The 25,583-nt window shown below is 42.4% G+C and carries 17 protein-coding genes; 2 read left to right on the top strand and 15 right to left on the bottom strand.

The window, feature by feature from the left end; translation table 11 throughout:
- Positions 1–62 precede the first annotated feature (62 nt).
- From C5Z25_RS07595 to C5Z25_RS07585, 3 genes are read right to left on the bottom strand one after another with little or no spacing between them, the layout of a single operon-like run.
- Positions 63–1,739, bottom strand: a complete 1,677-nt coding sequence (locus C5Z25_RS07595) for a glycoside hydrolase family 13 protein (RefSeq protein WP_105452089.1) — start codon at positions 1,737–1,739, stop codon at positions 63–65.
- Positions 1,740–1,765: 26 nt separating this feature from the next.
- Positions 1,766–2,746 (bottom strand): LacI family DNA-binding transcriptional regulator, encoded by a 981-nt coding sequence (locus tag C5Z25_RS07590; RefSeq protein ID WP_105452088.1) that lies wholly within the window; start codon positions 2,744–2,746, stop codon positions 1,766–1,768.
- A gap of 20 nt (positions 2,747–2,766) precedes the next feature.
- Positions 2,767–4,212, bottom strand: coding sequence for a sucrose-6-phosphate hydrolase (locus C5Z25_RS07585; RefSeq protein WP_105452087.1), 1,446 nt, complete (start codon positions 4,210–4,212; stop codon positions 2,767–2,769).
- A 247-nt stretch (positions 4,213–4,459) separates the two neighbouring features.
- Here C5Z25_RS07585 and C5Z25_RS07580 point away from each other — a divergent pair, with 247 nt between their 5' ends.
- On the top strand, positions 4,460–6,412 hold the full coding sequence (locus C5Z25_RS07580; RefSeq protein ID WP_105452086.1) for a sucrose-specific PTS transporter subunit IIBC: 1,953 nt from the start codon (positions 4,460–4,462) through the stop codon (positions 6,410–6,412).
- 20 nt (positions 6,413–6,432) lie between these two features.
- Complete coding sequence (locus C5Z25_RS07575; RefSeq protein WP_105452085.1) at positions 6,433–8,601, top strand: alpha-galactosidase; 2,169 nt, start codon at positions 6,433–6,435, stop codon at positions 8,599–8,601.
- A 244-nt stretch (positions 8,602–8,845) separates the two neighbouring features.
- Here C5Z25_RS07575 and C5Z25_RS07570 read toward each other — a convergent pair whose 3' ends face one another.
- The 12 genes from C5Z25_RS07570 to C5Z25_RS07515 form a co-directional block, all read right to left on the bottom strand.
- Positions 8,846–11,119, bottom strand: a complete 2,274-nt coding sequence (locus C5Z25_RS07570) for a glycoside hydrolase family 65 protein (RefSeq protein WP_105452084.1) — start codon at positions 11,117–11,119, stop codon at positions 8,846–8,848.
- Positions 11,120–11,220: 101 nt separating this feature from the next.
- Positions 11,221–12,324: an ABC transporter ATP-binding protein gene (locus C5Z25_RS07565; protein WP_105452083.1), complete on the bottom strand. Its 1,104-nt coding sequence runs from the start codon at positions 12,322–12,324 to the stop codon at positions 11,221–11,223.
- A gap of 42 nt (positions 12,325–12,366) precedes the next feature.
- Positions 12,367–13,023: a hypothetical protein gene (locus C5Z25_RS07560; protein WP_105452082.1), complete on the bottom strand. Its 657-nt coding sequence runs from the start codon at positions 13,021–13,023 to the stop codon at positions 12,367–12,369.
- Positions 13,024–13,059: 36 nt separating this feature from the next.
- Positions 13,060–13,872 (bottom strand): carbohydrate ABC transporter permease, encoded by an 813-nt coding sequence (locus tag C5Z25_RS07555; RefSeq protein WP_105452081.1) that lies wholly within the window; start codon positions 13,870–13,872, stop codon positions 13,060–13,062.
- On the bottom strand, positions 13,872–14,732 hold the full coding sequence (locus C5Z25_RS07550) for a carbohydrate ABC transporter permease (protein WP_105449596.1): 861 nt from the start codon (positions 14,730–14,732) through the stop codon (positions 13,872–13,874). Before C5Z25_RS07550 ends, C5Z25_RS07555 begins: the two co-directional genes overlap by 1 nt.
- A 36-nt stretch (positions 14,733–14,768) precedes the next feature.
- Positions 14,769–16,067, bottom strand: a complete 1,299-nt coding sequence (locus C5Z25_RS07545; RefSeq protein ID WP_199774902.1) for an ABC transporter substrate-binding protein — start codon at positions 16,065–16,067, stop codon at positions 14,769–14,771.
- Positions 16,068–16,347: 280 nt separating this feature from the next.
- Positions 16,348–17,628 carry an alpha-amylase family glycosyl hydrolase gene (locus C5Z25_RS07540; protein WP_105452079.1) on the bottom strand — a complete coding sequence of 427 codons (1,281 nt, stop codon included), beginning with the start codon at positions 17,626–17,628 and terminating at the stop codon, positions 16,348–16,350.
- A gap of 13 nt (positions 17,629–17,641) precedes the next feature.
- Complete coding sequence (locus C5Z25_RS07535) at positions 17,642–19,288, bottom strand: alpha-glucosidase (RefSeq protein ID WP_105452078.1); 1,647 nt, start codon at positions 19,286–19,288, stop codon at positions 17,642–17,644.
- Positions 19,289–19,460: 172 nt separating this feature from the next.
- Positions 19,461–20,408, bottom strand: coding sequence for a LacI family DNA-binding transcriptional regulator (locus tag C5Z25_RS07530; protein WP_105452077.1), 948 nt, complete (start codon positions 20,406–20,408; stop codon positions 19,461–19,463).
- 24 nt (positions 20,409–20,432) lie between these two features.
- Positions 20,433–21,440 (bottom strand): LacI family DNA-binding transcriptional regulator, encoded by a 1,008-nt coding sequence (locus C5Z25_RS07525; RefSeq protein ID WP_105452076.1) that lies wholly within the window; start codon positions 21,438–21,440, stop codon positions 20,433–20,435.
- A 144-nt stretch (positions 21,441–21,584) separates the two neighbouring features.
- Complete coding sequence (locus tag C5Z25_RS07520) at positions 21,585–23,825, bottom strand: glycoside hydrolase family 31 protein (protein ID WP_105452075.1); 2,241 nt, start codon at positions 23,823–23,825, stop codon at positions 21,585–21,587.
- Between the two features lie 148 nt (positions 23,826–23,973).
- Positions 23,974–25,578 carry an acyl-CoA dehydrogenase family protein gene (locus C5Z25_RS07515; RefSeq protein ID WP_105452074.1) on the bottom strand — a complete coding sequence of 535 codons (1,605 nt, stop codon included), beginning with the start codon at positions 25,576–25,578 and terminating at the stop codon, positions 23,974–23,976.
- Positions 25,579–25,583 lie beyond the last annotated feature (5 nt).

The raw sequence follows: 25,583 nt of genomic DNA, 5'->3' as shown, positions 1-25,583 counted from the left end.
TTGCGTCAAGAATTTTGTGAATTCTTGACGCGATTTTTTGGGTTTATACTCAATTAACGATGTTAAACGGCGTAGACCTTAGCTTCATAAGGCCGCAATAAATCGCCCTGATCATCCGTATAATTGCCAATCATCAGCTGTGCTTGTGGTGTCAAATATGGCGTCAACGAGCGCGTGACCTGCTCGGCGGTAAAGTTGCAAACAACTAACCAAGTTTGCGATTGATAGTGGCGTTGATACATAAATACTGCTGGATCAGTCGGTAACAATAAGGTAAAGGTCCCCAAGGTGACCAGCGGATAATTGTGGCGTAACGCAATTAATTTTTGATAATAATACCAGACTGAATTAGGATCAGCTAATGCCGCAGCCGCGTTCACTGTTTGGTAATTGGCATTGACCTCAATCCACGGTGTGCCAGTACTAAAGCCCGCATTTTCATGGGCATTCCATTGCATTGGGGTTCGTGAATTATCACGTGACTTAGCTGCAATCCGGGCCAACATATCTGGTGCAGTTAACTGATGGTTAGCTGTGACTAGGTCACGATACGCATGTAACGTTTCAATATCTCGATACTGACTGAGGTGGTCAAAATGTGCATCCGTCATGCCAAGTTCCTCTCCCTGATAAATATACGGGGTCCCTTGTAACAGATGTAAACAGGTCGCTAACATTTTAGCCGACCGTTCACGATACTGCGGGGTATCATTACCAAACCGTGAGACAACGCGGGGGGTATCATGATTATTCCAAAACAAACTATTCCAAGCCTGACCATTTAACCCGACTTGCCATTTTTCAATCACCGCTTTCAAAGCTACCAGTGGCGTTTTGCGGGTACTCCACTTGCCGTAACCAGCCTGACTGTTGTCCAATTTAAGATGGTCAAATTCAAAAACCATATCCAATTCACGTCGGTCTTGCCCCGCATATTTAAGCGCATCTGCCGGGGTCACCCCATGGGTTTCACCGACGGTCATCACATCGAACTTTGCCAACACCTGCTGGTGCATTTCTTGCAAAAATTCATGCACTCGCGGACCATTGGCTAGTTGAGAATCGCCAAAAGCACTATTCGGTTTCAAAGGCCCATCCGGTAAGCCCGGTCGCTTGGAAATCTGATTAATAACGTCCATGCGAAACCCATCAACGCCCTTCTCCAGCCACCACGTCATCATCTGATAAATGGCTTGACGCACCGTTGGATTTTCCCAATTCAAATCTGGTTGTTTCGTTGAGAAAGTATGCAAATAGAAGGCTTCCGTCTGCTGATCATACTGCCAAGCGGAACCACCAAAGGCCGAATCCCAGTTATTAGGTGCGGCTTCACCATTGCCAGCACGCCAAAAGTAAAAATCACGATAAGCATTGGTCGTACTTGAGCGACTCTGGCGAAACCACGGATGTTCATCTGACGTATGGTTAACCACTAAATCCATGATAATTTTGAGGCCCCGCTGATGCGCAGCAGCTAACAAGGTCTCAAAATCTGCCATCGTGCCAAATTCTGACGCAATTTTTTGATAATCACTAATATCATAGCCATTATCGTCATTTGGTGACCGATAAATTGGATTCAACCAGATTACATCGACCCCTAATTTTTTCAAATAATCTAAATGAGCGGTGACACCGGGTAAATCGCCAATACCATCCTGATTTGTATCTTGAAAACTCCGCGGATAAACTTGGTAAACTACGGCTTTTTGCCACCATTTAATTTCTGCCGTCTGCATCTTCAAACCGCCTTCCTTATTTTAAGTTAAGCTGTGGTCCCTTTAACTAATTTTACTGGTAACGTGTATTTCGCTTCTAATTCACAATTTGCATCGGTAATGCGTTGTAATAATAATGAGACCAATAACGTACTAATATCAGCCAAAGGTTGCTCAATCGTCGTTAGTTGTGGGTGATAGTTGCGTATCAAGGCCGTCCCATCATACCCCACCACTTTTAATTCAGTGGGAACATTAATCGGAATTTGCTGCGCCACATTAATCGTGAGTAGCGCCGTCAAATCATCACTGCAAAAGACCCCATCATAGTCATTATTTTCTAAAATAGTCCGAATTTGCATCATTTTTAATGCTGGTGACAATTCAAAGGGGATCTCGTGAACATGCGGTGTTAATTGCTGTTGCTCTAAATAGGATGTAAAACCTTCCCGGCGCCCATTAGTTGGGGAACCGGCTTGATTTTTACCCGTAAAAATCGCTAATTTTGTTGACCCAGCTTGCCGTAAAGCTTGCGCAGCCAAGTAACCGCCATTAAAATTATCCGAGCTCACAATTGGAATATTAGCTGACAAATAACGGTCAAACGAAATAATCGGTAAGCCATACTGTTGATATTCCTCCAACCCCAAATTATGTGCCCCGGCAATAATACCATCGACTTGATTGGCCATTAACATTTGTAAATAATCGCGCTCTTTTTGGGGATCATCGGCACTGTTACATAAAATAACCTTATAATTTTTGGCAAATAATAACTTTTCAATCCGGGAGACCAGCTCGGCGAAAAACGGATTACTAATATCTGAAAAAATCACGCCCACCAATTGGGTATTCTTGCCTTGTAACGAACGCGCCATATTATTCGGCTGATAATGTAACTCGCGCATCGCTGCCATAACTGCGGTTTTTGTTTTTTGACTCAGATAACCATGATTGTTAATCACGCGCGACACCGTCGTGACCGAAACACCGGCTAACTTTGCCACATCATTTAATTTTGGTTTCATTATTTGACTCCATTGCTCACTTATTTACGCCATTCCCAGACGGTGCCAGTAGCCAGCGAACCGGTTAATTGAACCGTGGTTGGCGCTTCATCTAAAAAGAAGCGTCCCGTTAAAACGGTATAGCCCTCATTAATATAGCATTCAAAGACTGACACATCTATGATTAGCCGCATTTTTATCGCAGCACCGGCTGTTACTTGAGCTGTTCGAAGCTGACCATACTTTTCCGCAAAGGGATGGCCCGTGGCACTTCGATCAACAGTGACCTGACCACGCTTGGCATCTAAGATTACGGTTAAGTGCCCGCCCGTGGCAGTCCCCGTCTTAATCGTGACCGTCGCGATAGTTGCGGCCGGAGCGGTGAGTTCTACCTCAAAAGTACCGTTCAGTTGCGTTACTTCGGTCACTAAATCATGGGACTGCGTTCTTAATTGCATCACTTCGGCAACTGGATTTTGATAGAGGTGGTTATCTTTTAACGTTAACGTCTTCACCACACTTAAACAGTGGGCCCAATTCTCAACATCCGTCGGGTAAGCGACTTCTGGTAATCCAATCCAACTCACCGCTAAGGCACGGCCATCAGGCGCATTAAAAGCCTGCGTCGCATAGACGTCAAACCCAGCATCCAATTGCATTGGACCGGTGGGCGCTGTCAAAGTCGCCTGTGACCAATCAAAGGTTTGCCCGACAATATAAACATTAGGATAGATATTTTGATAAGCCATAGTCGTTTGCGGTAATCCTTGTGGACAAAACAAGAAAACTGGTTGTCCCGCAATAAAGACTAAATTAGGGCATTCCACCATGTACCCACGCATCGCTGCTGGCAAGTTGAGTTCACCTTTAAATTGCCAGTGTTGTAAATCTGGTGAGTCATAGACTAAGGCCGCCCCAACTTCGGCAGTCGTCTGACCACCAATAATAGCTTGATACCGCCCATCGTGGTGCAATAAGTATGGATCACGAAACGAAGTCGTGTAACCCTTGGGTGCGGCGTCAATTAATGGCGCTGCCAGCTTTTCAATGTGATTATCTGAGTCCATCCAAGCACCCAACTGATAAGCTTGCCGCTGCCAAGCTTCGTTGCGGACATTGCCGGTATACATAATGAATAATTGGTCGTCAACGGGTAACGCCGTCCCTGTATAGGCGCCATGGGAATCGTAACGGGTATCTGGCTGAATCGCTAGGCCCTCATCATGCCAATCAATTAAATTTTTAGAAGTCACATGTTGCCAAGCTTTCAGACCGTGCACGGGTCCATATGGAAAAACTTGATAAAACAAATGCCACTGCTGGTTAAAATAAGAAAACCCATTTGGATCGTTCAACAGGCCACTAGCGGGTTGAATATGGTGCTGCATCCGCCACTTGGACCCTTTGGCTTGCGCTTTTAAGGCCGTTAACCGCGACTGCGGCCACTGTTGATAGGGGGTATACCTTGTTTGACGATTCCATTCCATGATTGTTAACTCCTTCGATGGACTAATTTAAGTTAAGCCTATTATAAAACCGCTTACAACGATATGTCAAACGCTTGTCACATTTCGCTTAATTATGTGTTATTTTTTATGAAATCGGCTGTTCAATAAAGAATACACTGATAAATTATTTTATGTTAAGCGCTTGACATATTTTGATAACTTGTTATTATTGGATTGTGTAAAGCGCTTGCAAAACTAATTTATCAAACTTAAAGGAGTGGTCCTAATGAACCATCAAGCAGTCGCTGATCGTGTTTTAGCTGCGATCGGTACTAATAATCTTCAAGCCGCTGCCCATTGTGCAACTCGACTACGGTTAGTGATTAAAGATGAAAGCAAAATCAATCAAAAAGCGTTAGATGATGATCCCGATGTTAAGGGCACCTTCGAAACTAACGGGCAATACCAGATTATTATTGGACCCGGTGACGTTGATTACGTATATGATGCTTTAATTGAAAGAACCGGCCTTAAAGAAGCCACCCCTGATGACATTAAAGCCGTCGCCAGTGCAGGCCAAAAGAAAAACCCATTAATGGACTTTTTGAAAGTGCTATCTGATATTTTTATTCCAATTATTCCAGCCTTAGTTGCTGGTGGTCTATTAATGGCTTTAAATAATGTGTTAACGGCCGAAAATCTATTCATGGCCAAGTCCGTGGTTGAAGTTTATCCCGGTCTCAAAGGCATTGCCGAAATGATTAACGCCATGGCGGCTGCCCCCTTCACCTTCTTACCAATCCTACTAGGCTTTTCAGCCACGAAACGGTTCGGTGGTAATCCATTCTTAGGCGCTGCCATGGGAATGATTATGGTCTTACCCGACCTCGTTAACGGTAATAGTGTAGCCGCCGTTACCGCTGCCGGCAAAATGACTTACTGGAATATCTTTGGCTTAAATGTTGCCCAAGCTGGGTATCAAGGTCAGGTCTTACCCGTGCTAGCCGTTTCTTTCATCCTAGCTACGCTTGAAAAATTCTTCCATAAACATATTAAAGGCGCCTTCGACTTTACGTTCACACCCATGTTTGCCATTGTGATTACCGGGTTTCTAACTTTTACCATTGTTGGTCCGGTTTTACGAACGGTCAGTGATGCTTTAACTAATGGGCTAGTTGGCCTTTATAACACCACCGGCTGGATTGGAATGGGGATTTTCGGGCTCCTCTACTCAGCCATCGTGATTACTGGGTTGCACCAGACTTTCCCGGCGATTGAAACTCAGTTATTAGCTAATATTAGTAAAACCGGTGGTTCCTTTATCTTCCCGGTCGCTTCCATGGCTAACATTGCACAAGGGGCCGCAACCTTAGCGATTTTCTTTGCAACTAAGAGTCAAAAACAAAAAGCCTTGACTTCATCTGCCGGACTATCAGCGTTATTAGGAATTACTGAGCCCGCCATTTTCGGGGTCAACTTAAAAATGAAATATCCCTTTATCTTTGGCGCCATTGCCTCTGGGATTGCTTGTATTTTTCTAGGTCTGTTTCACGTTTTAGCCGTCGCCATGGGGCCAGCTTCCGTAATTGGCTTCATTTCGATTGCATCACGTTCAATTCCGGCCTTCTTGTTAAGCGCTTTAATCGCCTTTATTGTGGCTTTCATTCCGACTTTCATCTATGCAAAACAAACTTTGGGTGATGATACTGATGTTCGTGAAACCACACCCGATGCGCCCGTTGTTAGTGCCGTCGCTGATGAAATCTTAGTAGCGCCCGTCAGCGGTACCAACGAAAGTCTCCGCCAAGTTCATGATCAAGTCTTTTCCGCTGAAATCATGGGTCAAGGGGCTGCCATTATTCCTAGCAGCGACCAAGTTTTAGCACCAGCTAGTGGGATTGTCACCGTTACTTATGACAGTCACCACGCTTATGGTATTAAAACAGATGCTGGCGCTGAAATCCTGATTCATCTTGGTATTGATACCGTTAACTTAAACGGCGAACACTTTACGACCAAGGTCGAAAAAGGCGACCACGTCCAAGCTGGTGATCTATTGGGAACCTTTGACATTGCTGCCTTAACTGCGGCCAACTATGACCCCACGGTGATGCTCGTCATTACTAATACACCGGCCTACGCCAATGTTGAACGCTTAAAAGTTGACCAAGTTACAGCAGGGAACCAATTAGTTGCCCTAACACAACCAGCAACTGGTGGCGTCGCTGCAGCCATTTAAATCTGATTGGAGCCTTTAAAATGCCCGTTAAATTCGATAAAACGAGTGGTCTGATCCAACTTTATAATCATCAAATTAGTTATATTATTCAGTTACTCGACCACCGGTATCCGGTGCACCGCTATTTTGGGCGTTATTTGCCGAACTATTGCGGAGAACCCGGCTTGCCAACTGGCGCACATGCCTTTGCCACTGACCCCACTGCGACTTTTCCATATGCCATCACGTCGCTTCCGTTAGAATATGCCACGATTGGCAGCGGGGATTATCGGCAACCAAGTTACTTGATTAAAGACGCGGCTAATCAACTATTACCGCTCCTAACTTACACTGGCATGACAGTCACGCAAGAGCCCTTAAATCCAGAACAATTACCGCCAACGGTTAAAGCCGGGACAGCAGTGACCACGCTAATTTTACATTTAAGCGATACCGTCACCCAGTTAAAGTTAGATTTAAATTATACGATTTTTGAAGATTCAGCTTTAATCTTACGTAGTACAACCTTAATTAATGCGGGTTCGACCACGCTGATGGTCGACGCTGCGGCCAGTCTACAATTGGACTTAGCGGATGCGAACTATAAAGCGCTAACCTTTAGCGGCACTCATGCTCATGAAGCTCAGGCTAACTTCACTCCGCTGCATCCTGGATTGCAAAGCCAGCGGAGTTTGCGCGGCACCAGTGGGCCACAACACCAACCATTTGTGGCGTTAGCTCGCCCCCAGACAACTGAATTCACTGGCGAAGTCTTGGGAAGTGCGCTAGTCTGGAGCGGTAATTTTCAGCACACCATAGAAGTCGATCAATATCAGCAAACCCGCTTAACAATTGGCTTAGAGCCCACGACTTTCACTTGGAAACTAGCCGCTGGGACCACTTTCCAAACACCAGAAGCTGTTTTAAGCTGGTCTGATCAAGGCTTTAACGGTCTGTCGCAATCATTGCATGCATTTGCTAACCAAATGCACCCAACTACAATTCACAATCCAATTGCCCTGAACACCTGGGAGACCCTAGGTTTTGACGTCTCAGCTGCTAAAATGCAACCTTTGATTCAGACGGCACAAAAATTAGGCTTAACCATGGTGGTCTTAGACGATGGGTGGTTCGTTAACCGTAATAGTGAGCACGGCCAATTGGGCGATTGGGTGGTAGATTCACAAAAATTTCCACAAGGGTTACGCCCCTTAGCTGAGCAAGCTCATCAGGCTGGCTTAAAATTTGGCTTATGGGTTGAACCAGAAATGATCACCATGACCAGCCAACTTTACCAGCAGCATCCTGATTGGGCACTCCACTATCAACAACGTGCCCCCATTACTGCACGCCATCAGTTAGTTTTGGACTTATCTCGAACCGTTGTCCGTCAACACCTCTTAACAACGTTGACCACACTAATTACCACCAATCATTTGGATTACTTGAAATGGGATATGAATCGTCATTTAACCCAAGTGGGCAATGATTGCCTCCCTAGTGACCAACAAGATGAACTTTATTACCGCTACGTCTTAGGGTTGTACGACCTATTGGGTCAGTTGCGCGCCCGTTTTCCGGCCTTAATCATTGAAAATTGTTCCGCAGGTGGCGGCCGCTTAGACTTTGGGATGTTAGCTTACACGGATCAAACTTGGCTGAGTGACTTAACCGACCCAGTCGACCGCGCCACCATTATCAAAGGCTTTAGTTATCAGTTCCCTCAATCGGTGTTTAGCTCCCACGTCGCTGCTAGTCCAAATGCACAAAATGGTCGGGCCACACCATTAAAAACTCGTTTGGATTTAGCGACAATCGGCCAACTAGGCTTCGAATTGGATTTAAATACCTTGTCGGCAACAGCTCAAGCGGCCATTAAAAATCGGCTTAAAACGTATCAAACTTGGCAACCACTTTTTAAAACCGCTAACTTTTACCGGTTGGCAACGCAACATCCTGCAACAACTGAACAAGCTTGGCTGTTAGTGACGGCTGATCAAAAACATGCCATCTGCTTCTACACCGCTGGCTTAAGTTCTGCGGTCAAAGTACCCACTCAGCTACCCTTGCGCTATCTCAACGAAACTGCGAGTTATCAATTAACCACCGGGGGCCAGTGGTCCGGTCAAGAACTAAACCAAGTCGGCTTGTCATTAGCCCCGCCGACCCATGATTTTGAAACTAAGTTATTATTCTTGCACCAAGTTTAACGATTTCCTAATATGCGTTGCCTCGTTTGCAACTATATAACATGAAATTGGCAGTCATTCCGTTTTTTGGAATGATTGCCAATTTTTGATTAAGCGGAACAAACTGACTTTTAGCATCCTTGATGACAAAAAACGTATTCCCATTCAGGAATACGTCGTTTAGGAGTAGTTTAGAATGACGATTAACGCATTCTAGGGTGTGAAAACTTGATTCCAACCAGATTCGGCCACGTTGAAATCAAGCCTAAACTTTAGTGGCTACTGTATCTTTCAAGTTGACTGCTTGACCAGCCAATTCAATCGTCAATGGGGCACCTGAAACCAATTCAACCGTCGACCCTTGTTGATCAACATCAACTTTCAATAACCGCCCACGGAAGTTGACATGGAATTGATAATGCGACCAAGCTTTCGGCACAAATGGCGCAAACGCTAATTTACCATCGCGTACTCGCATCCCTGCGAAACCTTGGACAATTGCGAGCCAAGAACCTGTCATTGAGGTAATGTGTAACCCATCGACCGTATCATTATTGTAATTATCCAAATCCAAACGCGCCGTTCGTTGATACATTTCAACAGCCTTATCTTCATAATGCAAGTCCGCAGCTAAAACCGCATGCACTGCGGGTGACAAGCTCGATTCGTGGACTGTCAACGGTTCATAAAAGTCAAAGTTAGCTTGCTTTTGGGCCGGTGTAAACTGGTCCATAAAATAATAGATGCCTTGTAACACATCTGCCTGCTTAATGTAAGGTGACCGCAAGATACGATCCCATGACCAGTGTTGATTAATCGGCCGTTGATCAGCTGGAATTGACGCCGCTGGTTTCAAATCCTTATCTAAATAAGTATCGTTTTGAACAAAGATGCCTAATTGATCATCGTGTGGGAAGTACATCCGATCCACAATATCTTGCCATTTAGCCCGTTCAGTCGCACTCACGGCGAGTTCTGCTTGCTTCGCTGAGGTCACTTTCTTCAAGCTTGCCAACGTATATTGCAACGTCCAGCGTGCCATAAAGTTGGTGTACCAGTTATTGTTAACATTATTTTCATATTCGTTGGGACCAGTGACCCCATGAATCATATATTGTTGCCGCCGTTCTGAAAAATGAACGCGATCCGCCCAGAAACGAGAAATTGCGGTCAACACATCGATGCCATCCGTCTTCAAATAAGTTTCATCACCGGTATAGCGAGTATAATTGAAAATTGCGTATGCAATCGAACCATTCCGATGAATTTCTTCAAAAGTAATTTCCCATTCGTTATGACATTCGATGCCGTTAAAGGTCACCATCGGGAATAATGCACCGTCCAAGCCTTGCATCTGCGCATTATGATACGCACCATCTAATTGATTGTGTCGATATTCTAGTAAATTTTCAGTAACTTTTGGTTTCGCTAATGACAGGTAGAATGGCACGCCGAAAGCTTCTGTATCCCAATAAGTTGCGCCACCATATTTTTCACCAGTGAACCCTTTTGGTCCTAGGTTTAGCCGCTTGTCCTCACCATAATACGTACTAAATAGCTGGAACAAGTTGAATCGAATTCCTTGTTGCGCCGCATCGTCACCGTCAATCGCCACATCAGCTAATTCCCAACGTTGCGCCCAGACTGCCACGTGCGCTTGCAATAGCTCTTCATAAGTCTGCGTATTGATTTTTTCACTTAGCTCTGCCAAGCCGGAACGTAAAGCTAACATATCTTCATAGTCGCGCGAGGTCACCACGAGCACCCTTTTTTCAAAGTTTTTCGTTTCATCCGCTGCCAGGGTGCCACGAAAAATATTGGTGACTGACTTTTCAGTATCCGGTGCATTAACACCCCGAAAATCAGTCCGATGCATCATTTGCAATCCTAAGGTAAACCGCGGTGTCCCAAAGTCGTTGGGTTTTGTTTCAGCTACCATGCTGCCACCGGTAATGGTATGCCGCTTATCAAGAACCTGCCAGAATTGTTCATCATAATTAGCATCTTCATTAAAGACATCCGCATCAATTTGTGAAATAAAACCAATTTGAACGGGTTCTGCACTCAAATTATGCACGCTATAGTGAACGTCAAATAATTCTTTTTGTGCAACACTAACGAACCGGTCAATCATGAACTGAACGCGTTTAGCACCTTTTGTTACGATGAATGATCGCCGTAACACCCCCGTGTGCATATCTAAATCGACCGTAAAATCACTAATATCATCTTTAGCCAAATCTACTTGATCACCATCAATCGTTAAGTTCACTTTAATGAAATTAACCGCATTAACAACCTTGCCAAAGTAGTCGGGATAGCCATTCTTCCACCAGCCTACCCGGGTCTTATCTGGATACCAAATACCGCCAATGTAAATTCCTTTGAGCGTATCATTTGAGTAATGCTCTTCAAACATCCCGCGCATCCCCATATAACCATTACCAATACTTGTCATGCTCTCTTGTAGTCGCTTATCAGTCGGCACTAATTCGTGACTAATCACGTGCCATGGATTGACTTCAAAAATACGTTTCATTTGCTTACGTCCTCCTAATTAGCCCCGCTAAAAAAGAGCCTGCGACAGCTACTGCCACCAGACTCTTTTCATCAGCATTAACTTAACCCCGCAACAATTGTTTACTCAATTGTCAATTCAGTTTCGTCATCGAAGAAATGAGCTTTACTCATTTCAAAGGCCATTTTAACTTCTTCGCCTGGTTTATGATAATCACGTGCATTAACTTGGGCTACAAATTCCGTGGCCCCTGTCCGTGAATAGAGCATTGAATCAGTACCTAAGAATTCTGAAACTTCAACTTTAGCATTAACAACTGCATCTGCCATGGCATCCAAAGCAACTTGTTCGGTATGAATATCTTCTGGTCGAATCCCAACCGTTAATTTCTTGCCATCGTAGCCTTGCTCGCGTAAAAGCTTTAAGCGCCCTTCTGGTACCGCGACATCCAGACCCTTGCCATTTGAAACACGACCATCTTTTAGTTCGGCTTCAAAGAAATTCATTGACGGTGATCCCATAAAGCCAGCGACAAATTTGTTAACTGGTTTGTTATACAAATCATCTGGCGTCCCAACTTGTTGGACTTTACCATCATTCATAATCACAATCCGATCAGCCATGGTCATCGCTTCAATTTGATCATGCGTCACATAAATCATATTGGTCTTTAAGCGCTGATGTAACTGCGCAATTTGAGTCCGCATATCAACTCGAAGTTTGGCATCTAAGTTTGATAAAGGTTCATCAAGTAAGAATAATTTAGCATCCCGCACAATAGCGCGACCTAAAGCCACCCGTTGACGTTGCCCACCAGATAACGCACCCGGTTTCCGTTTCAAATAATTAGTGAGGCCTAAGATATCAGCCGCATTATTAACCCGTTTTTCAATTTCATCTTTTGGCATTTTTCGGATTTTTAGCCCAAAAGCCATATTATCAAAAACTGACATTTGTGGATATAATGCGTAGTTTTGGAAAACCATTGCGATATTTCGATCTTTGGGTTTAACATCGTTCATAACTTCTCCATCAATCTTTAGATCGCCCTTGGTAATATCTTCCAATCCGGCAATCATCCGCAAAGTTGTTGATTTACCACACCCAGAAGGACCGACAAATACGATAAATTCATTATCTTTAATGTCTAAGTTAAAATCAGTTACCGAGTCTGCGTCGTTTCCGGGATAACGTTTATAGATGTGTTCCAATTTTATTTCTGCCATTATGCCAACGCTCCTTTATTTCCATCATTCATTTAGTTAAAATCAGTTTGTCGACTCGGCTTTTAAACGCGGGTTAAAAATTCGATAGGTTGTTAGCGCTGACAAAGACATGCTAAACAACAAGATAAAGAAAATCAGCCGCAACTCGAAGTTAAGTGCAAATAGAATTATCGTAACCACTGCTGATAGTAGTAGCTTGAATGGGTGGGCTACCACCAATTCAATGACCGATAAATTTTCAAACTGACAATAATTCCACCCGTTCCAAAGAGTTAGTAATACAATGCCGAAAACTAGTGTCGCAACATGTAACCCAACATTAGTTGTCGTTAGTCTTAAAGCCGTTATCCAGCTACCTGCTACTACTGCCATGAGCAGATTCGCCTGCCAATGCATTAACGCCCCTAAATAAGCGCGCCAAGTGACCTTGATAAATGAGCCACTGTCGGTAGTCTGCCACACTTGCACGGCTTGATACGTCGCAGTCGTGGCCGGTACCGTGAAGGCTGCTAACATCACAACCGTAATCACCAGTGAACCAGCATACGTTTGGTTTAATGGTACGCTGAAACTTAAAACCAACATCACCAGAACCGGCAGTGTCACTAGAAACCAAATGAGATTAATTGTAACCAATGCTGCGAACCAATTACCAATGACGATCAATTTTTGTCCAAACTTTGATTGTAGATTTAACATTAGCACCCTCCCTTCGCTTTAATTCAATTGCTTAATTTACTTGACCGCACCATCAGTAACACCTTTGATAATGTAACGTTGTGCAAAGGCGTAAAAGAGAATGACTGGAATAATCGACAAAGTCAATCCGGCTAACGCTAGATGCCATTGTTTGGTATATTGACCAAAGAAGAAGAACATCTGTAGCGGAATTGTATACTGAGTTTGTGGTAAGACCAGTGATGGTAACAGATAATCGTTCCAAATCGAGATAATATTTAGGATCCCAACAGTCACTGTAATTGGTGTTAACATTGGAAAAATAACTTTAAAGAAGATTTGGAACCGATTAGCCCCTTCCAATTCAGCCGATTCATCCATGGCAATCGGAATACTGCTCATTGTACCTTGATACAGGAAGATTGATAAGCTGGCATCAAAGCCAAGATACATCAACATTAATCCCCACATATTTAACATATGAACATGTCCAAAGTTTGCCGTTAATGGAATCATAACCGTTTGAAATGGAATCAGCATCGCTGAAACAAATAACATTAACAAGGCACCGCTTAACTTACTCTTGTTACGTTGCAACGCGTAAGCCGCCATTGATGAAAAGAAGACAATGATGACTACCGAAACAACAGTAATTAGTAACGAGTGGCCTAATGAATTCATGAAATCTAACGCTTTAAAAGAGTTTTTATAGTTAGCCGTCGTAGCCGTTGTTGGCAAGCCTAATACGGATGCAAAAATTCCCTTTGGCGTTTTAAAAGAGTTTGTCAAAATCATGTAAAATGGAAAGAGCCAGACCAGCCCTAACAGAATTCCTAAAATCCCTAAGAAGATTCGACTAGTTTTCTTCATTACAAATCTACCTCCCGCTTACGGTTATAGTAGACTTGCAACATGGAGATGGCCGCCACAATCAAGAAGAATATTAAAGCTTTCGCTTCAGCTAAAGCAAAATTATTTTCTGAGTAAGCCGTATTAACAATATTCATTGCTAACATTTCCGTTGATTTATAAGGACCACCGTTCGTTAATGACAAGTTTTGATCATAAATCTTAAAACCATTTGAAAGTGTTAAAAACATGCAAATCGTAAAGGCTGGTGCAATCATTGGGAACGTAATATGAACGAATCGTTGCCACGGTGAAGCTCCATCCATTTCAGCAGCTTCAATTACTTCACTGGGGATATTCTGCAAATAAGCAATGTAAATAATCATGATATAACCACTCATTTGCCAGACAGTGACAATGACTAAGCCCCAAAAACCAGTCTTAGCATCCGTCAACCACCCCGATAATCCCGCGATGTGTAAAGCTTTACCGATTGCTGTAAAAGCTTGGGTAAAGATAAACTGCCAAATGAAACCTAAAATCAACCCACCAATTAAGTTTGGCATGAAGAAAATTGTCCGTAATAAATTACTACCCTTAAACTTTTGCGTTACTAATAACGCTAATGCCAAACCAATCACGTTCAATAAGATAACGGTTACAATTACAAATCGGACAGTAAACCACAAAGCGGCTAAAAAGCCACTGTTATGGAAAAGTGTGATGTAATTTTTAAAACCGAGCATCTCAGTATAGCCAAGTCCATCCCAGTTAGTGAATGAGTAAAATACACCCATAATGGCTGGAATAAAGACAACTAGTGCTAACGCAACGAGGGTTGGCGTTAAAAAGAGCCAGAAAGATAAGCTTCGATTCTTCATATATAATCCCCTCTTCTGAAATACCTTTAGACTTTACTAATTTGACGATTGTTGTTCGTTCCAACCCTTAATTGAATTCTTAACGGTTGTATCCCAGCTTTGTTTGCCTGATAGATACTTCTGTAAGTTTGGTTGGAAGGTATTTGGATCCCATGATGTCCCAGTGTAAGCAGGGAATGCCCAACCAATTGTCTTATTAGCTTTTGAGTACTTGAAGACAACTTGTGACAACGCATCTGGCATCTTAACGTTACCGTAACCCTTGTAAGCTGGTACGAAGTGAAGCTTGTTAACAACTAACTTCTTACCTTCTTTAGATGTATATAACCAATCCAAGAAGTTCTTAGCTGCAGTTTGTTCAGCAGTTGACTTGTTCTTGTTAACACCCCAGTATAATGAAGTCCCAACTGGTAATTTATTCTCATAACCTTTAACTGGAATTGGAATCATGCCAATATCATTTTTAGCAAATTTCTTATCGATTTGTTCAACTGTTGAATAAATCCAGTCCCCTTGTTGAATCATCGCAACCTTACCTTGTGAGAAGTTTTGGTTAACTTGAGCAGAGTAGTCTAATTGCATAACTGGTCCAACGGAATACTTCTTTTGTAGATCAATCATTGACTTCATTTCTTTATTAGCTGTAAAGCTCATACTCTTAGATTTATACATCTTTTGCGCATTGCCATTAAATTGTTGACCCACATACAGGTTAGCTAAATGGTCAGAAAGAATCCAAGTTTCCTTACCAGGTAGTGCAAAGACGCCTTTAATCCCTAGTTCAGATTTTTCAGAATCAATCTTCTTAACAGCGGCAGTTAATTTAGCCATTGTTGTTAAGCTAGTTGGATCGATCCCAGCTTTCTTGAAGATTGTCTTGTTATAAACAAACCCATAACCTTCAACGTTGAATGGTAATCCAACTGTTTTACCATTCGTTGTAACGGCGTTCAAAGTCCCAGATTGGGCAGCTTTAGCAGCCTTAGTGTTAGACAAATCAGCTTCTTGTGAAGCAAATTGCTTAACATCTGCTGGTCCAGCTAAACTAAAGATTGTTGGGGCATTTCCTGAAGAAATCCGTGTCTTTAGAACCGGACTATAATCGGTCCCCCCACCAACTGATGAAACTGAAATTGAAACATTTGGATGTAACTTATGATACCGTGCCGCAATTTGTTTAAATTGCTTGTTGGATTCAACCTTCCCTTGGAAGATTGTAATCTTAACTTTCTTGTTAGAAGTACTTGAAGAATTGCTGTTACCACAACCGACCAATGTTAATGCCATTGCCCCGGCTAAAACTGTAACTCCTAACTTTTTCCATCCCTTTGTCATGATGTTACCCCCTACTTAATTTTATTAAGATCCATAACCTTTTATGACAACTTCAATTATGCGGTTTTGAAAGCGTTTTCGCAACCCCTTTCACAATGTTACCGATAACAATTTTTATATTCCGTTTATAAACAGCGTCATCACGCGACTTACTACTAGAAAAAGCCCATGCAATCGGTTGCGGAAATTCAAACCTTCTTAACATTATTTTCACGCAAAAACCTTAAATCATCTCGTGATATCACTGAATTTTTACACAATTTCATTTTAAGCAAATCAATTATTTTATTAAAATAACTGGGTCACCAGTGAAGGTAAAGTGGTTGTTTTTCACCGTAATATCTTGACCATCCAGTTGATTAAGATACTTTCCATTCGCTAACGAACAATTAATCTCACCGCTAAAAGTTTGAAATGCAAAATAACCTAAGGCCAGTTCATCAGCTTGCTGATACTGAACTTGCATTACTTGTTCATTAACTGGTTGAACCCGATAGGCCCCAGTTGAAAAAAGAGTATGATGCTTAATCGAACTCATTTGGCGAATCATCGGCGTCAAAGCTAGCGGACCATTTAAAGCAACCGGATCACGATCAAATAAACTCGGCAAATGCTTAGCGCCGAACTCTTCACCGGCATAAATTAATGCACTTCCCTTTTCAAATAAGTTAAATGCTAATAGATTCTTTAATTGTTGGGGTCCTGAAAGATAGTCGGCCGCTCTAGGTACATCGTGGTTTTCTAAAAATCGTAGCTTTACATAATTTTTCGGGAAAGTAACATCTTGTTTCATTAGGATTCGGGCAAACTCGCTGAGATTACGCTTGCCAGCTACGGTGGCATGTAAATCAGCTAAAGTATCATAGTCATATACCATATCAAAAGCTTGATATAGTTCACTATCTGATAAATCTTCAAAACCGGCATCACGAACTTGCTTCAAAAAAGCTGAATCATTACTTTCCGCTAACCAAATTAGCCCTGGTTTATAGGCCGCCAATTCTCGCCGAGCGGTTAACCAAAAGTTTAAAGGTACTAGAGGCGCTACATCACAACGAAAACCATCTACCTCGACCGCCCATTGCTTTAAGGTCTCAATTTGATACGTCCACAAGGCCGAATTTTGATAGTCTAAATCAATGATATCCGACCAATCTGCCACACGATTACCAAAATCACCATTCGGTTTATGATAGAACCAGTCCGGATGCTGTTGAACTAACTTCGAATCTGGCGACGTATGATTATAAACAATATCAATAATTACTCGCATCCCTTGTTGATGAATTGCAGCCGTCAATGCTTTAAAATCTGCCATCGTTCCTAATTCTGGATTAATACTGCGATAGTCTTCGATTGCATACGGTGAACCTAAGGCGCCTTTACGATGGACCTCGCCAATCGGATAAATTGGCATTAACCAAATAATATCAGTGCCCAAGGCCTTTATTCGTGGTAAATCAGCTTTAATCGCGCTAAACGTGCCTTGTGCAGTATAATTGCGCGGAAAAACAGAATAGATTAATTGTTGTCGTAAATTGGTAGTCGTATCATTTGCCATTTAAAGAAACCTCCTAATTTTTAGTGACGATTACTGACCAAGGCTGATAAGTCGTCGTAGTCGCAGTCTGAGTAACTTTGCCTTCCAATAATTGCACTTTAGCCAACGTAGGTACCGCGACTGTAATGCCCGTATCCGTCAGATTACAAGTAACCGTTGCCCGCATGCCGTCCAATTGACGTGTAAACTGAAATAATCCTTTTGGTGATGCCTCAATCAGCTCATCACCAGCTGTAAATAACTCAGTCTGTTTAAGCTTGAATAACTGGCGATAAAAACTGAATAGGCTCACCGCAGTTGCTGGACTTTCAGGCTTAGTTTGACCAATTAGCCAAGGTGTTTGTGTTGAAAATCCACCATAGGGCTGGTTTTTATCCCATTGCATCGGACCACGGGCTGCCAACTTATGCGTTTGATTCAACATCTGCATAACTTGATGCCGATCATAACCTAAGACCTGCGCTTGACGATCGAATGGGCCCACCGTTCGGTCCTTAAATGCTTGCAAATTTGGCAAAGTTAAATTTTCCATACCAACTTCTTCACCATAATAAATAATCGGAATACCACGTTGTAAATATAGCATCGCTGCTAAGCATTTAAGACTTTGCTCATGATGCTGTTTGCTCGCATATCGCGTCGCTAATCGCGCCATATCGTGATTGCTCCAATATAAGACTGGTAAGCTAACACCAGCTAACTTAGTTTGGATCGTAGTGAGTTGCCGCTTCATTCCTTCAATATCCAAAGGCTTAGGTTGAAATTCCACGGGCAATTTTGGATTAAGATGACGTTTATCATCAACCAATGACCGAAAAGTAATGACTGCATTACATTCATTATTAGCCGGACGACTATAATCCATTAGCAATTCTGGGCTGGCAGAAGCTGCTTCACCTAAAATAAAAATATCCGGCTTAAGTTGCCGTAATGCGCCACAAAATTTACTTAAATAAGGTTGAACATGCGGTAAATGTGCATAAAACTCCTCAGCAATAACCGGTGCAGTCGACTGGCTAGGAACCTGTTGCTTAAAGTTAGCTTTATCAATATGGATAAAAGCATCTAAGCGTAAGCCGTCGATACCTTTCTTCACCCAAAATTTGGCAATCTCTAGCATTGAATGCCGTACTTCTGGATTGCGCCAATTTAAATCCGGCATGTGTCGATCAAATAAATGAAAATAATATTGTTCAGTTTCTCCCGGATCAGCTTCCCAAACACTCCCGCCAAAAAATGACCCCCAATTATTCGGTAATTGATTAGCCGGTGCATCTGACCATAAGTAATAATCCCGGTACAATCCCTGAGGGTGCTTAATGGCGTCTTTGAACCAAGGATGTTGATCAGATGTATGATTCATGACAAAATCTAACAATAAGTGCATGTTGTTTTGATGCAACGCTTTAATTAACGCCTCGACATCACTCATCGTGCCCAAAGATGGCTCAATCGCATAATAATTTGAAACATCATAACCATTATCAACTTGCGGTGAAACATAGATTGGATTTAACCAAACTGTGGTGATTCCCAATTTCTTTAAGTAGGGAATTCGTTTAATCACACCTTGTAAATCACCGATACCATCATCATTTGTATCTTGAAAACTTTTTGGATAAATTTGATAAATAATCTGTCGATCATACCAATTTATCATTGCAACTACCCCCTTCGCCTATTAAAAAAACGCTTTCTTATACAATAATCCTACTGACTATCCATAAGAGAAACAAGGGTTTTCTAATTGTTATCGCTAACAGATTTCAGCCCAATAAAAAAATCAGGATTTTCATCCTGACCACCTTTTATAAAAGCTATGCCAAATCAATTTATCTTGTTGAACCACCGATTAGTAACGTCGGTTTCACCTGATGGATTCCCTGTGGCTGACCGGCTTGACTAATTTTAGTCAATAACATCTGTGCACATTGGACACCCAATTCGAAAACAGGTTGCTGAATCGTAGTCAATTTGGGGGTTGCAACCTGATTTAAAAAGACCCCATCAAAGCCAATAATTCCAAAATCTGTGGGAATTTTAGCGTTAAAACGCGTTAAGCCCTTCTCGATGCCAAACGCCAACCGATCACTGGCACAAATATAACAAGTATTGACTTGTAATCGTTGGGCCTGTTGCTGAATATATTCCATGGCTAAGTGACTGTGATTACTAAATCGTTGAATCGACGTGGTTAATTGGTGCTTTTGCATGCTGATCAAATAACCCGCTTCACGTGAATATTCGAAAGGTTCTTTTACATTAATGCCAATAAATTCAATCTGCGTATAACCTTGTTTAATTGCATATTCAGTGGCCATTTTGGTACCCAACGTATTATCCGTATCACAATAATCGAACTCTAGGCGATTCTCCCCAAATAAAACGACTGGTCGCTCTAAGCGTTGTAACCACTCATAATCAGAATGACGCATCCCAGTAACGATATACCCGTCACAACCACCAATATCAAAGTTATGCTCCGTTACTAACTGTAATGAATATTGCTCTTTCCCTAATTCCTTTGAGATTCCGGCTAAAAGTTTCATGTAATAGGGTTCCGTTGTATCCATATCTTCTAATATAAATAACTTTATAATTTGAGTTCGATTATTTACTAACGCTTTTGCAGCAACATTGGGCCGATAATTCAACGCTTGCATTGCCGAAAAAACACTGCGTTTCAATTCATCACGAACTTGTTCTGGATGATTAATCACCCGTGATACCGTCATCTTGGAAACATTGGCCCGCTTTGCAACATCTGTTAATGTGGTCACACTTACACCTCCGAAAATGATGTTTTACATAGTTACGACGGAATGACGTTCAATAATTTGATGAGGAACAATGATTTTAGTCGTTAAATGTTCGTGCGTTTGTAAGCCTGCCGCAATTTTAGCCGCCTCATTACCTAAGCGCCGTGGGAATACTTCCACAGAAGTTAAAGCTGGATGAGCCGCTTCTGAATAGACCGAATTATTAAAACCAACAATTGAAATTTGACGTCCAGTTACCATTTCAGAAGATTGCAGAACTTGTTGAATCCGTAAACCTAACATATCATCAACCGTCACAAAACCGGTTATTTCAGGATGTTGCGTTAAATATTGAATAACTAATTGTCGCCCACCCGGATATTCTTGTGCTGGTAATGCCAACATATTAACTGGAAAATGATTTTCCATCATAATTCGTTGATAGCCTAACAATCGATCATTTTGAACCATTTTTTTTAAATCATTATGCACAAAACAAATTTCATGATGCCCATGCGCAACTAAAAATTGGGTAGCATCCGAACCAGCTAAAATATTATCGTTATCAACATACGGCGTTTCATTCACCAATTGATATGGTTTCCCAATTATGACATATTGAGCCTCTAATTGTCGTAGCTTAACTAAAATTGGATCATCGCGTTCCGAATACAGGACAATAAACCGTTTAATCATACCCTGAGTAACCATAATATCAATACTTTTTAATAATTCAGCTTGTGACGATCCGGTTGCTAAGTTAACCATCATTTTAGCATGATAACATGCTTCACTAATCCCACGTATAACTTCCAAGAAAAACGGATTGGTGAATATTTCTTGTTGATCAATTGGTAAAATTACACCAATTGCATTACTACGTTTGTTTGCTAGCCCTTGGGCATTAAAATCCGGCGCATAATGTAAACGTTCCATTGCTCGCCAAACTCGTGCTTTCGTTTTTTGACTGATTGCTGGATTATCATGCATTGCGCGGGATGCCGTTGATGGCGAAACCTGCGCTAATTTTGCAACATCTTTAATTGTCGCCATAAAATCGCCCCCTACATTTTAACTTTCAATAGTCATTGTAAGCGTTAGCCGGCACCGATGCAAACGGTTGCAAAAATTATGTTGCCGGATTAGGCTAACAATAATAAAACGTGTCAAGCCAACTTAGCACTAAAACACTTCAATTTAATTGGCAATCAATTCGGTAATCATCTCTTTAATACTCGACTCTTTAAGTGTTGATAAATAGCCTAATAATTGATTGGTGTCATCCGCCTTATCAAACGCCTGCCAAATTTGCCACTTAATTTCAAAATCTAACTTTGAAAATTGCAACCGTTGCTTAATTAAGTGCGCCACTATGGTTTTTTGAGACCGAATTTTGTAATTCTTAAATTGAAACGTAGTAGCCGTCATTGAGGCTATTTTAGCAATTGCCCCAACTAATACCGGTTGATACTCGCGGTTAACCGGTATTAAGTGAGTAGGATCATCACTAACAACACTTAATCGTTGCTGGTCTTCCTCCCAAGTAATCGTTGTGATAGCCTTTCGTTGCCCCAAATGTTCAACGAGTTCATAAGTCCCCGCTTGACCAGTAAATATCTTAAGTTCTAGTTTTGTTGGTAATTGCGTCAACGGAGCCATATAATCGAGGCTTAAAGGGATAATACTGCCAGCTTTAACAAATACTGGATAAGTCGCCTTTTCACGATACGCTTCAAATACACGGTTTCCTTGATAGCGTAACCCGGTAAAGAAATCATACCAAGTACCTGCAGGTAGCCAGACCTTCGTCTTCGCTAATTGTGTCACTGCATCTGCGGGCATCGTAATTGATGCCACAATCATGGCAGGTCCAAATTGATACTCATTAGGCACTTGATAAGCCATCTCAGTATTCGGATGACCATAATACATTGGTTGCACTAATGGTAACCCTTCCGCATGCGTTTGATAATTAGCACTATCTAAATAGGGCAATAACTGTGTCCGTAATTGTAAGAATTTAATCATCACCGGCGCTATTGTTTGATCATAATTCCAAGGCTCTTTCCCCATGAAGATATTGTTAGAACTATGCAAGCGCAAAATCGGGCTAAAAACACCTAATTGTAGCCATCGCAATGCCAGTTCACCGTCATACGTACCACGCATATGACCACCAATATCATGACTCCACCAAGTATAACCAATATTACTAGCAGTCGCCGTGAAGTAAGGTTGAAACTGCAATGAAGCCCACGAAGCAACCGTGTCACCAGAAAATCCAATTGGATAGCGATGACTCCCAGGACCAGCATATCGTGATAGTACGAGTCCCTCTCCTGGATGCTGCTGTTCATTGTCTAAGTAATGATTAAGATTTAATAACCATAATGGATCAATTTTTGACTTACCACGAGCGCCTCCTTGTTGCCAATCAACCCACCAAAAATCTACCCCTTGTTGTTCTAATTGTCGATGAACAAAATTAAAATAAATCAGTTTGAATCGGTTGTCTTGCAAGTTAAATAAAGCTGGTTGTTCATTAGCACGATCTAAATTCAATTTTTTCGCAACAACAGGGTACTCGGCCTCACTCGCACGAATACCAGCAGCTGGATGGACATTTAAAGTCACTTTCCGACCCTGAGCGTGCAATTGTTGTATCATTTTAACTGGATTTGGAAAATAATCCCGGTTCCAAGTATAGCCAGTCCAACCACTACCATATCTTTTAGGAATAGCAGTTATATGCCAATTCATATCAAAGACAGCGACCGCAATCGGAACTTGCCGCTGATCAAATTTTTGCATTAACTCTAAATATTCATTCTGAGTATAAGGATAAAAGCGACTCCACCAATTTCCTAAAGCATATCGTGGCACTAACGGAGGAAAACCTGTTAACTGATAATAGACTTGCAACGTCTGACGATAATCGCGGCCATAAGCAAAATAGTATAAATCAATTTCTGACTGTTGCCGCACACTAACTTGATCATTTTCTAAAATAAATGAATTTGAATCATCTAACACACTAAAGCCATCTTTAGACATCAGACCATCTGCTAACGGAATAGCACCATCTGCTTTATCCAAAGTTCGAGCAGTTCCCTTTAAATTTTTGGTCAATGGCTCTCCGTAATACCAGCGACTATAATGAGTTCCATAATTCGAAGCTGCATCGATAAACAAGCTTCCAGCATCAAGTTCACCGCCATCATAGTACAGATGAAAACCAGTCGTCACCAATTCTAAAACATGTCCATGTTCATTTTGGTAAATTTTAAACTGAACTGGCGGAAAATCTCGATTTTGAACCAGTTGCGTCTTTTGATTCTCAAATTGACCAGACTTTGAATATTCGATTCGAATTAATTTATCTGTTAAAATGGTAAACCGGACTTGCTCATTTTGGATAATACCATCTTTAATTTGCATGTTTAACTCCCCTTATTCTGATATTAAAAACCCTAGACTTCGTAGTTCTCGGATAGCCCTATTGACCTGGTACCAGCCGCGGTCTAAAAAAATAGCTTCCGAAACGACACTTTGTGTTCGGAAGCTGTACCTATTAACTATTTTATCCTCACTTCAAAGCCGCCAAAATCCCAGCCAAAAACGTAGCTGCCGTCCCAACAAACGCTTGCTGTGACACTCTAAAAATTGCTGCCGTGGCATCCTCATTGACTGATAAAATGTGGGCAGCTCCCATCATGCCGCTAACGTATTGTTCGGAACCAGAAATACCGATATTAATAATCACTTCCGGGGTCACCGTGGCCCCACCGGTGCCGATTTGTTGGTCAATGCTGAATTGTTCTTTAGTGGTCAAAGGCCGGGTCACGGCTACGGCCGCCCCAATCCATTTAGCCAATTGCTGCGCTTGCAACAAAACTTCCGGATCATCAGCCCCTCGCCCCAATGCAATAATTCGTTTGGCGGTACGAATGCCACCGACCGTCACAGGAACCTCTTCCGTCAACCGTAATGCCTTAATCACCTGTGGAAAATCGGTAACTTCAATCCGTTTTGTCACGGATACCGGTTGTTTGGCCGTTAGGTGCCCGTGATTAGCCACTCCTAGCTCAGCTGCGCCTAATTCCTGTTGCAACATTTCGACAGGGCCATCAATGAGTGTTAGGGCACGCATATCGCGCATCAATTGTTCAAATGGCAACTGATTGGTGTAAGCCAGCCCCCCAGCCAATTGTAAGGCCTGATTTGTAACCGTCAGGCCGTTTTGACTCCCAAATAACGTTGCCATCGTCGCAGCAGCGGCAAAATCTGGTTGTCGATCCATTTGGCGCGCCGCATCGAGCGTTAACAGTTGGGTTGCTCGTAACGTTGTTGCCATCGTGGCGACTTGGGTTTGTGCGGTTGCGAACGTGTTTAGGGGACCATCAACTAAGTGTCGTTGTCGCGTATACGATTTCAATTGGGTTAAGGCGTGTTGCATGATTCCAGCTGCCAAAGCACCATTGAAGATTCGAGCCATATTTTGTTGGTACCGTGAAATTTCTAAGCCTTGACCAATTTGGCCTAATAGATGCGTGGCAGTAACGGCCACATTATTCAATTGTAAGCCGGCTACCGCAACCCCACGCAGCCCTAACGTGTCAACTGACTGAGTCACTTTAACACCTGGCATCGTAGCATCAATTATAAAAACAGCAAAATCATTTTGATCAGTTTTCGCCAAAACTAAATAGTGGGCTGCTTGCCCGCCATTGGTAATTAACACTTTTTCGCCATCTAATAACCAGCCGGTCGTGCTTTTAAATGCGGTCGTTTGGACACCTAACGCATTCCCACCACCCGGTTCAGTGACGGCAAAGCCCATTAATTTAGTCTGCGCCGCCGCTAGCAAAGTCGCGCGCTGGTCAGCCGTGCCATACCGATCAATTTGCGCCGTAATTTGCCATAAGCTCGCTAACACTGTGGCAACACTGGCAGAACCTTGCGCTAATGCCATGACACATAGCACTTGCGATACCATATCTAAGCCCTGCCCAAAGGGTGCCGTTAGCCCTTGTTGTGGGAGACCTTGTTGCACTAATAACGCATAAGCTTTGGCCGCAAACTGACCTTGTTGATCAATATCATGATCCAGTGGCGCTATTTTTTGCGCAGTAAAAGTCGTCATCTTTTGCCACAACGCTGCCTGTTCTGCCGTTAAATTCAATTCCATCATCGTTA

This window comes from Lactobacillus sp. CBA3605 (assembly GCF_002970915.1).
Classification (GTDB): Bacteria; Bacillota; Bacilli; order Lactobacillales; family Lactobacillaceae; genus Lactiplantibacillus.
This window is presented reverse-complemented; position numbering and strand designations above follow the sequence as displayed.

Coding starts and splice junctions, on each gene's coding strand:
- C5Z25_RS07540 (WP_105452079.1), bottom strand. CDS start 17,628: ATGGCAAATGATACGACTACCAATTTACGACAACAATTAATCTATTCT.
- C5Z25_RS07565 (WP_105452083.1), bottom strand. CDS start 12,324: ATGGCAGAAATAAAATTGGAACACATCTATAAACGTTATCCCGGAAAC.
- C5Z25_RS07555 (WP_105452081.1), bottom strand. CDS start 13,872: ATGAAGAAAACTAGTCGAATCTTCTTAGGGATTTTAGGAATTCTGTTA.
- C5Z25_RS07560 (WP_105452082.1), bottom strand. CDS start 13,023: ATGTTAAATCTACAATCAAAGTTTGGACAAAAATTGATCGTCATTGGT.
- C5Z25_RS07590 (WP_105452088.1), bottom strand. CDS start 2,746: ATGAAACCAAAATTAAATGATGTGGCAAAGTTAGCCGGTGTTTCGGTC.
- C5Z25_RS07535 (WP_105452078.1), bottom strand. CDS start 19,288: ATGATAAATTGGTATGATCGACAGATTATTTATCAAATTTATCCAAAA.
- C5Z25_RS07520 (WP_105452075.1), bottom strand. CDS start 23,825: ATGCAAATTAAAGATGGTATTATCCAAAATGAGCAAGTCCGGTTTACC.
- C5Z25_RS07580 (WP_105452086.1), top strand. CDS start 4,460: ATGAACCATCAAGCAGTCGCTGATCGTGTTTTAGCTGCGATCGGTACT.
- C5Z25_RS07550 (WP_105449596.1), bottom strand. CDS start 14,732: ATGAAGAATCGAAGCTTATCTTTCTGGCTCTTTTTAACGCCAACCCTC.
- C5Z25_RS07525 (WP_105452076.1), bottom strand. CDS start 21,440: ATGGCGACAATTAAAGATGTTGCAAAATTAGCGCAGGTTTCGCCATCA.
- C5Z25_RS07545 (WP_199774902.1), bottom strand. CDS start 16,067: ATGACAAAGGGATGGAAAAAGTTAGGAGTTACAGTTTTAGCCGGGGCA.
- C5Z25_RS07570 (WP_105452084.1), bottom strand. CDS start 11,119: ATGAAACGTATTTTTGAAGTCAATCCATGGCACGTGATTAGTCACGAA.
- C5Z25_RS07515 (WP_105452074.1), bottom strand. CDS start 25,578: ATGATGGAATTGAATTTAACGGCAGAACAGGCAGCGTTGTGGCAAAAG.
- C5Z25_RS07575 (WP_105452085.1), top strand. CDS start 6,433: ATGCCCGTTAAATTCGATAAAACGAGTGGTCTGATCCAACTTTATAAT.
- C5Z25_RS07595 (WP_105452089.1), bottom strand. CDS start 1,739: ATGCAGACGGCAGAAATTAAATGGTGGCAAAAAGCCGTAGTTTACCAA.
- C5Z25_RS07585 (WP_105452087.1), bottom strand. CDS start 4,212: ATGGAATGGAATCGTCAAACAAGGTATACCCCCTATCAACAGTGGCCG.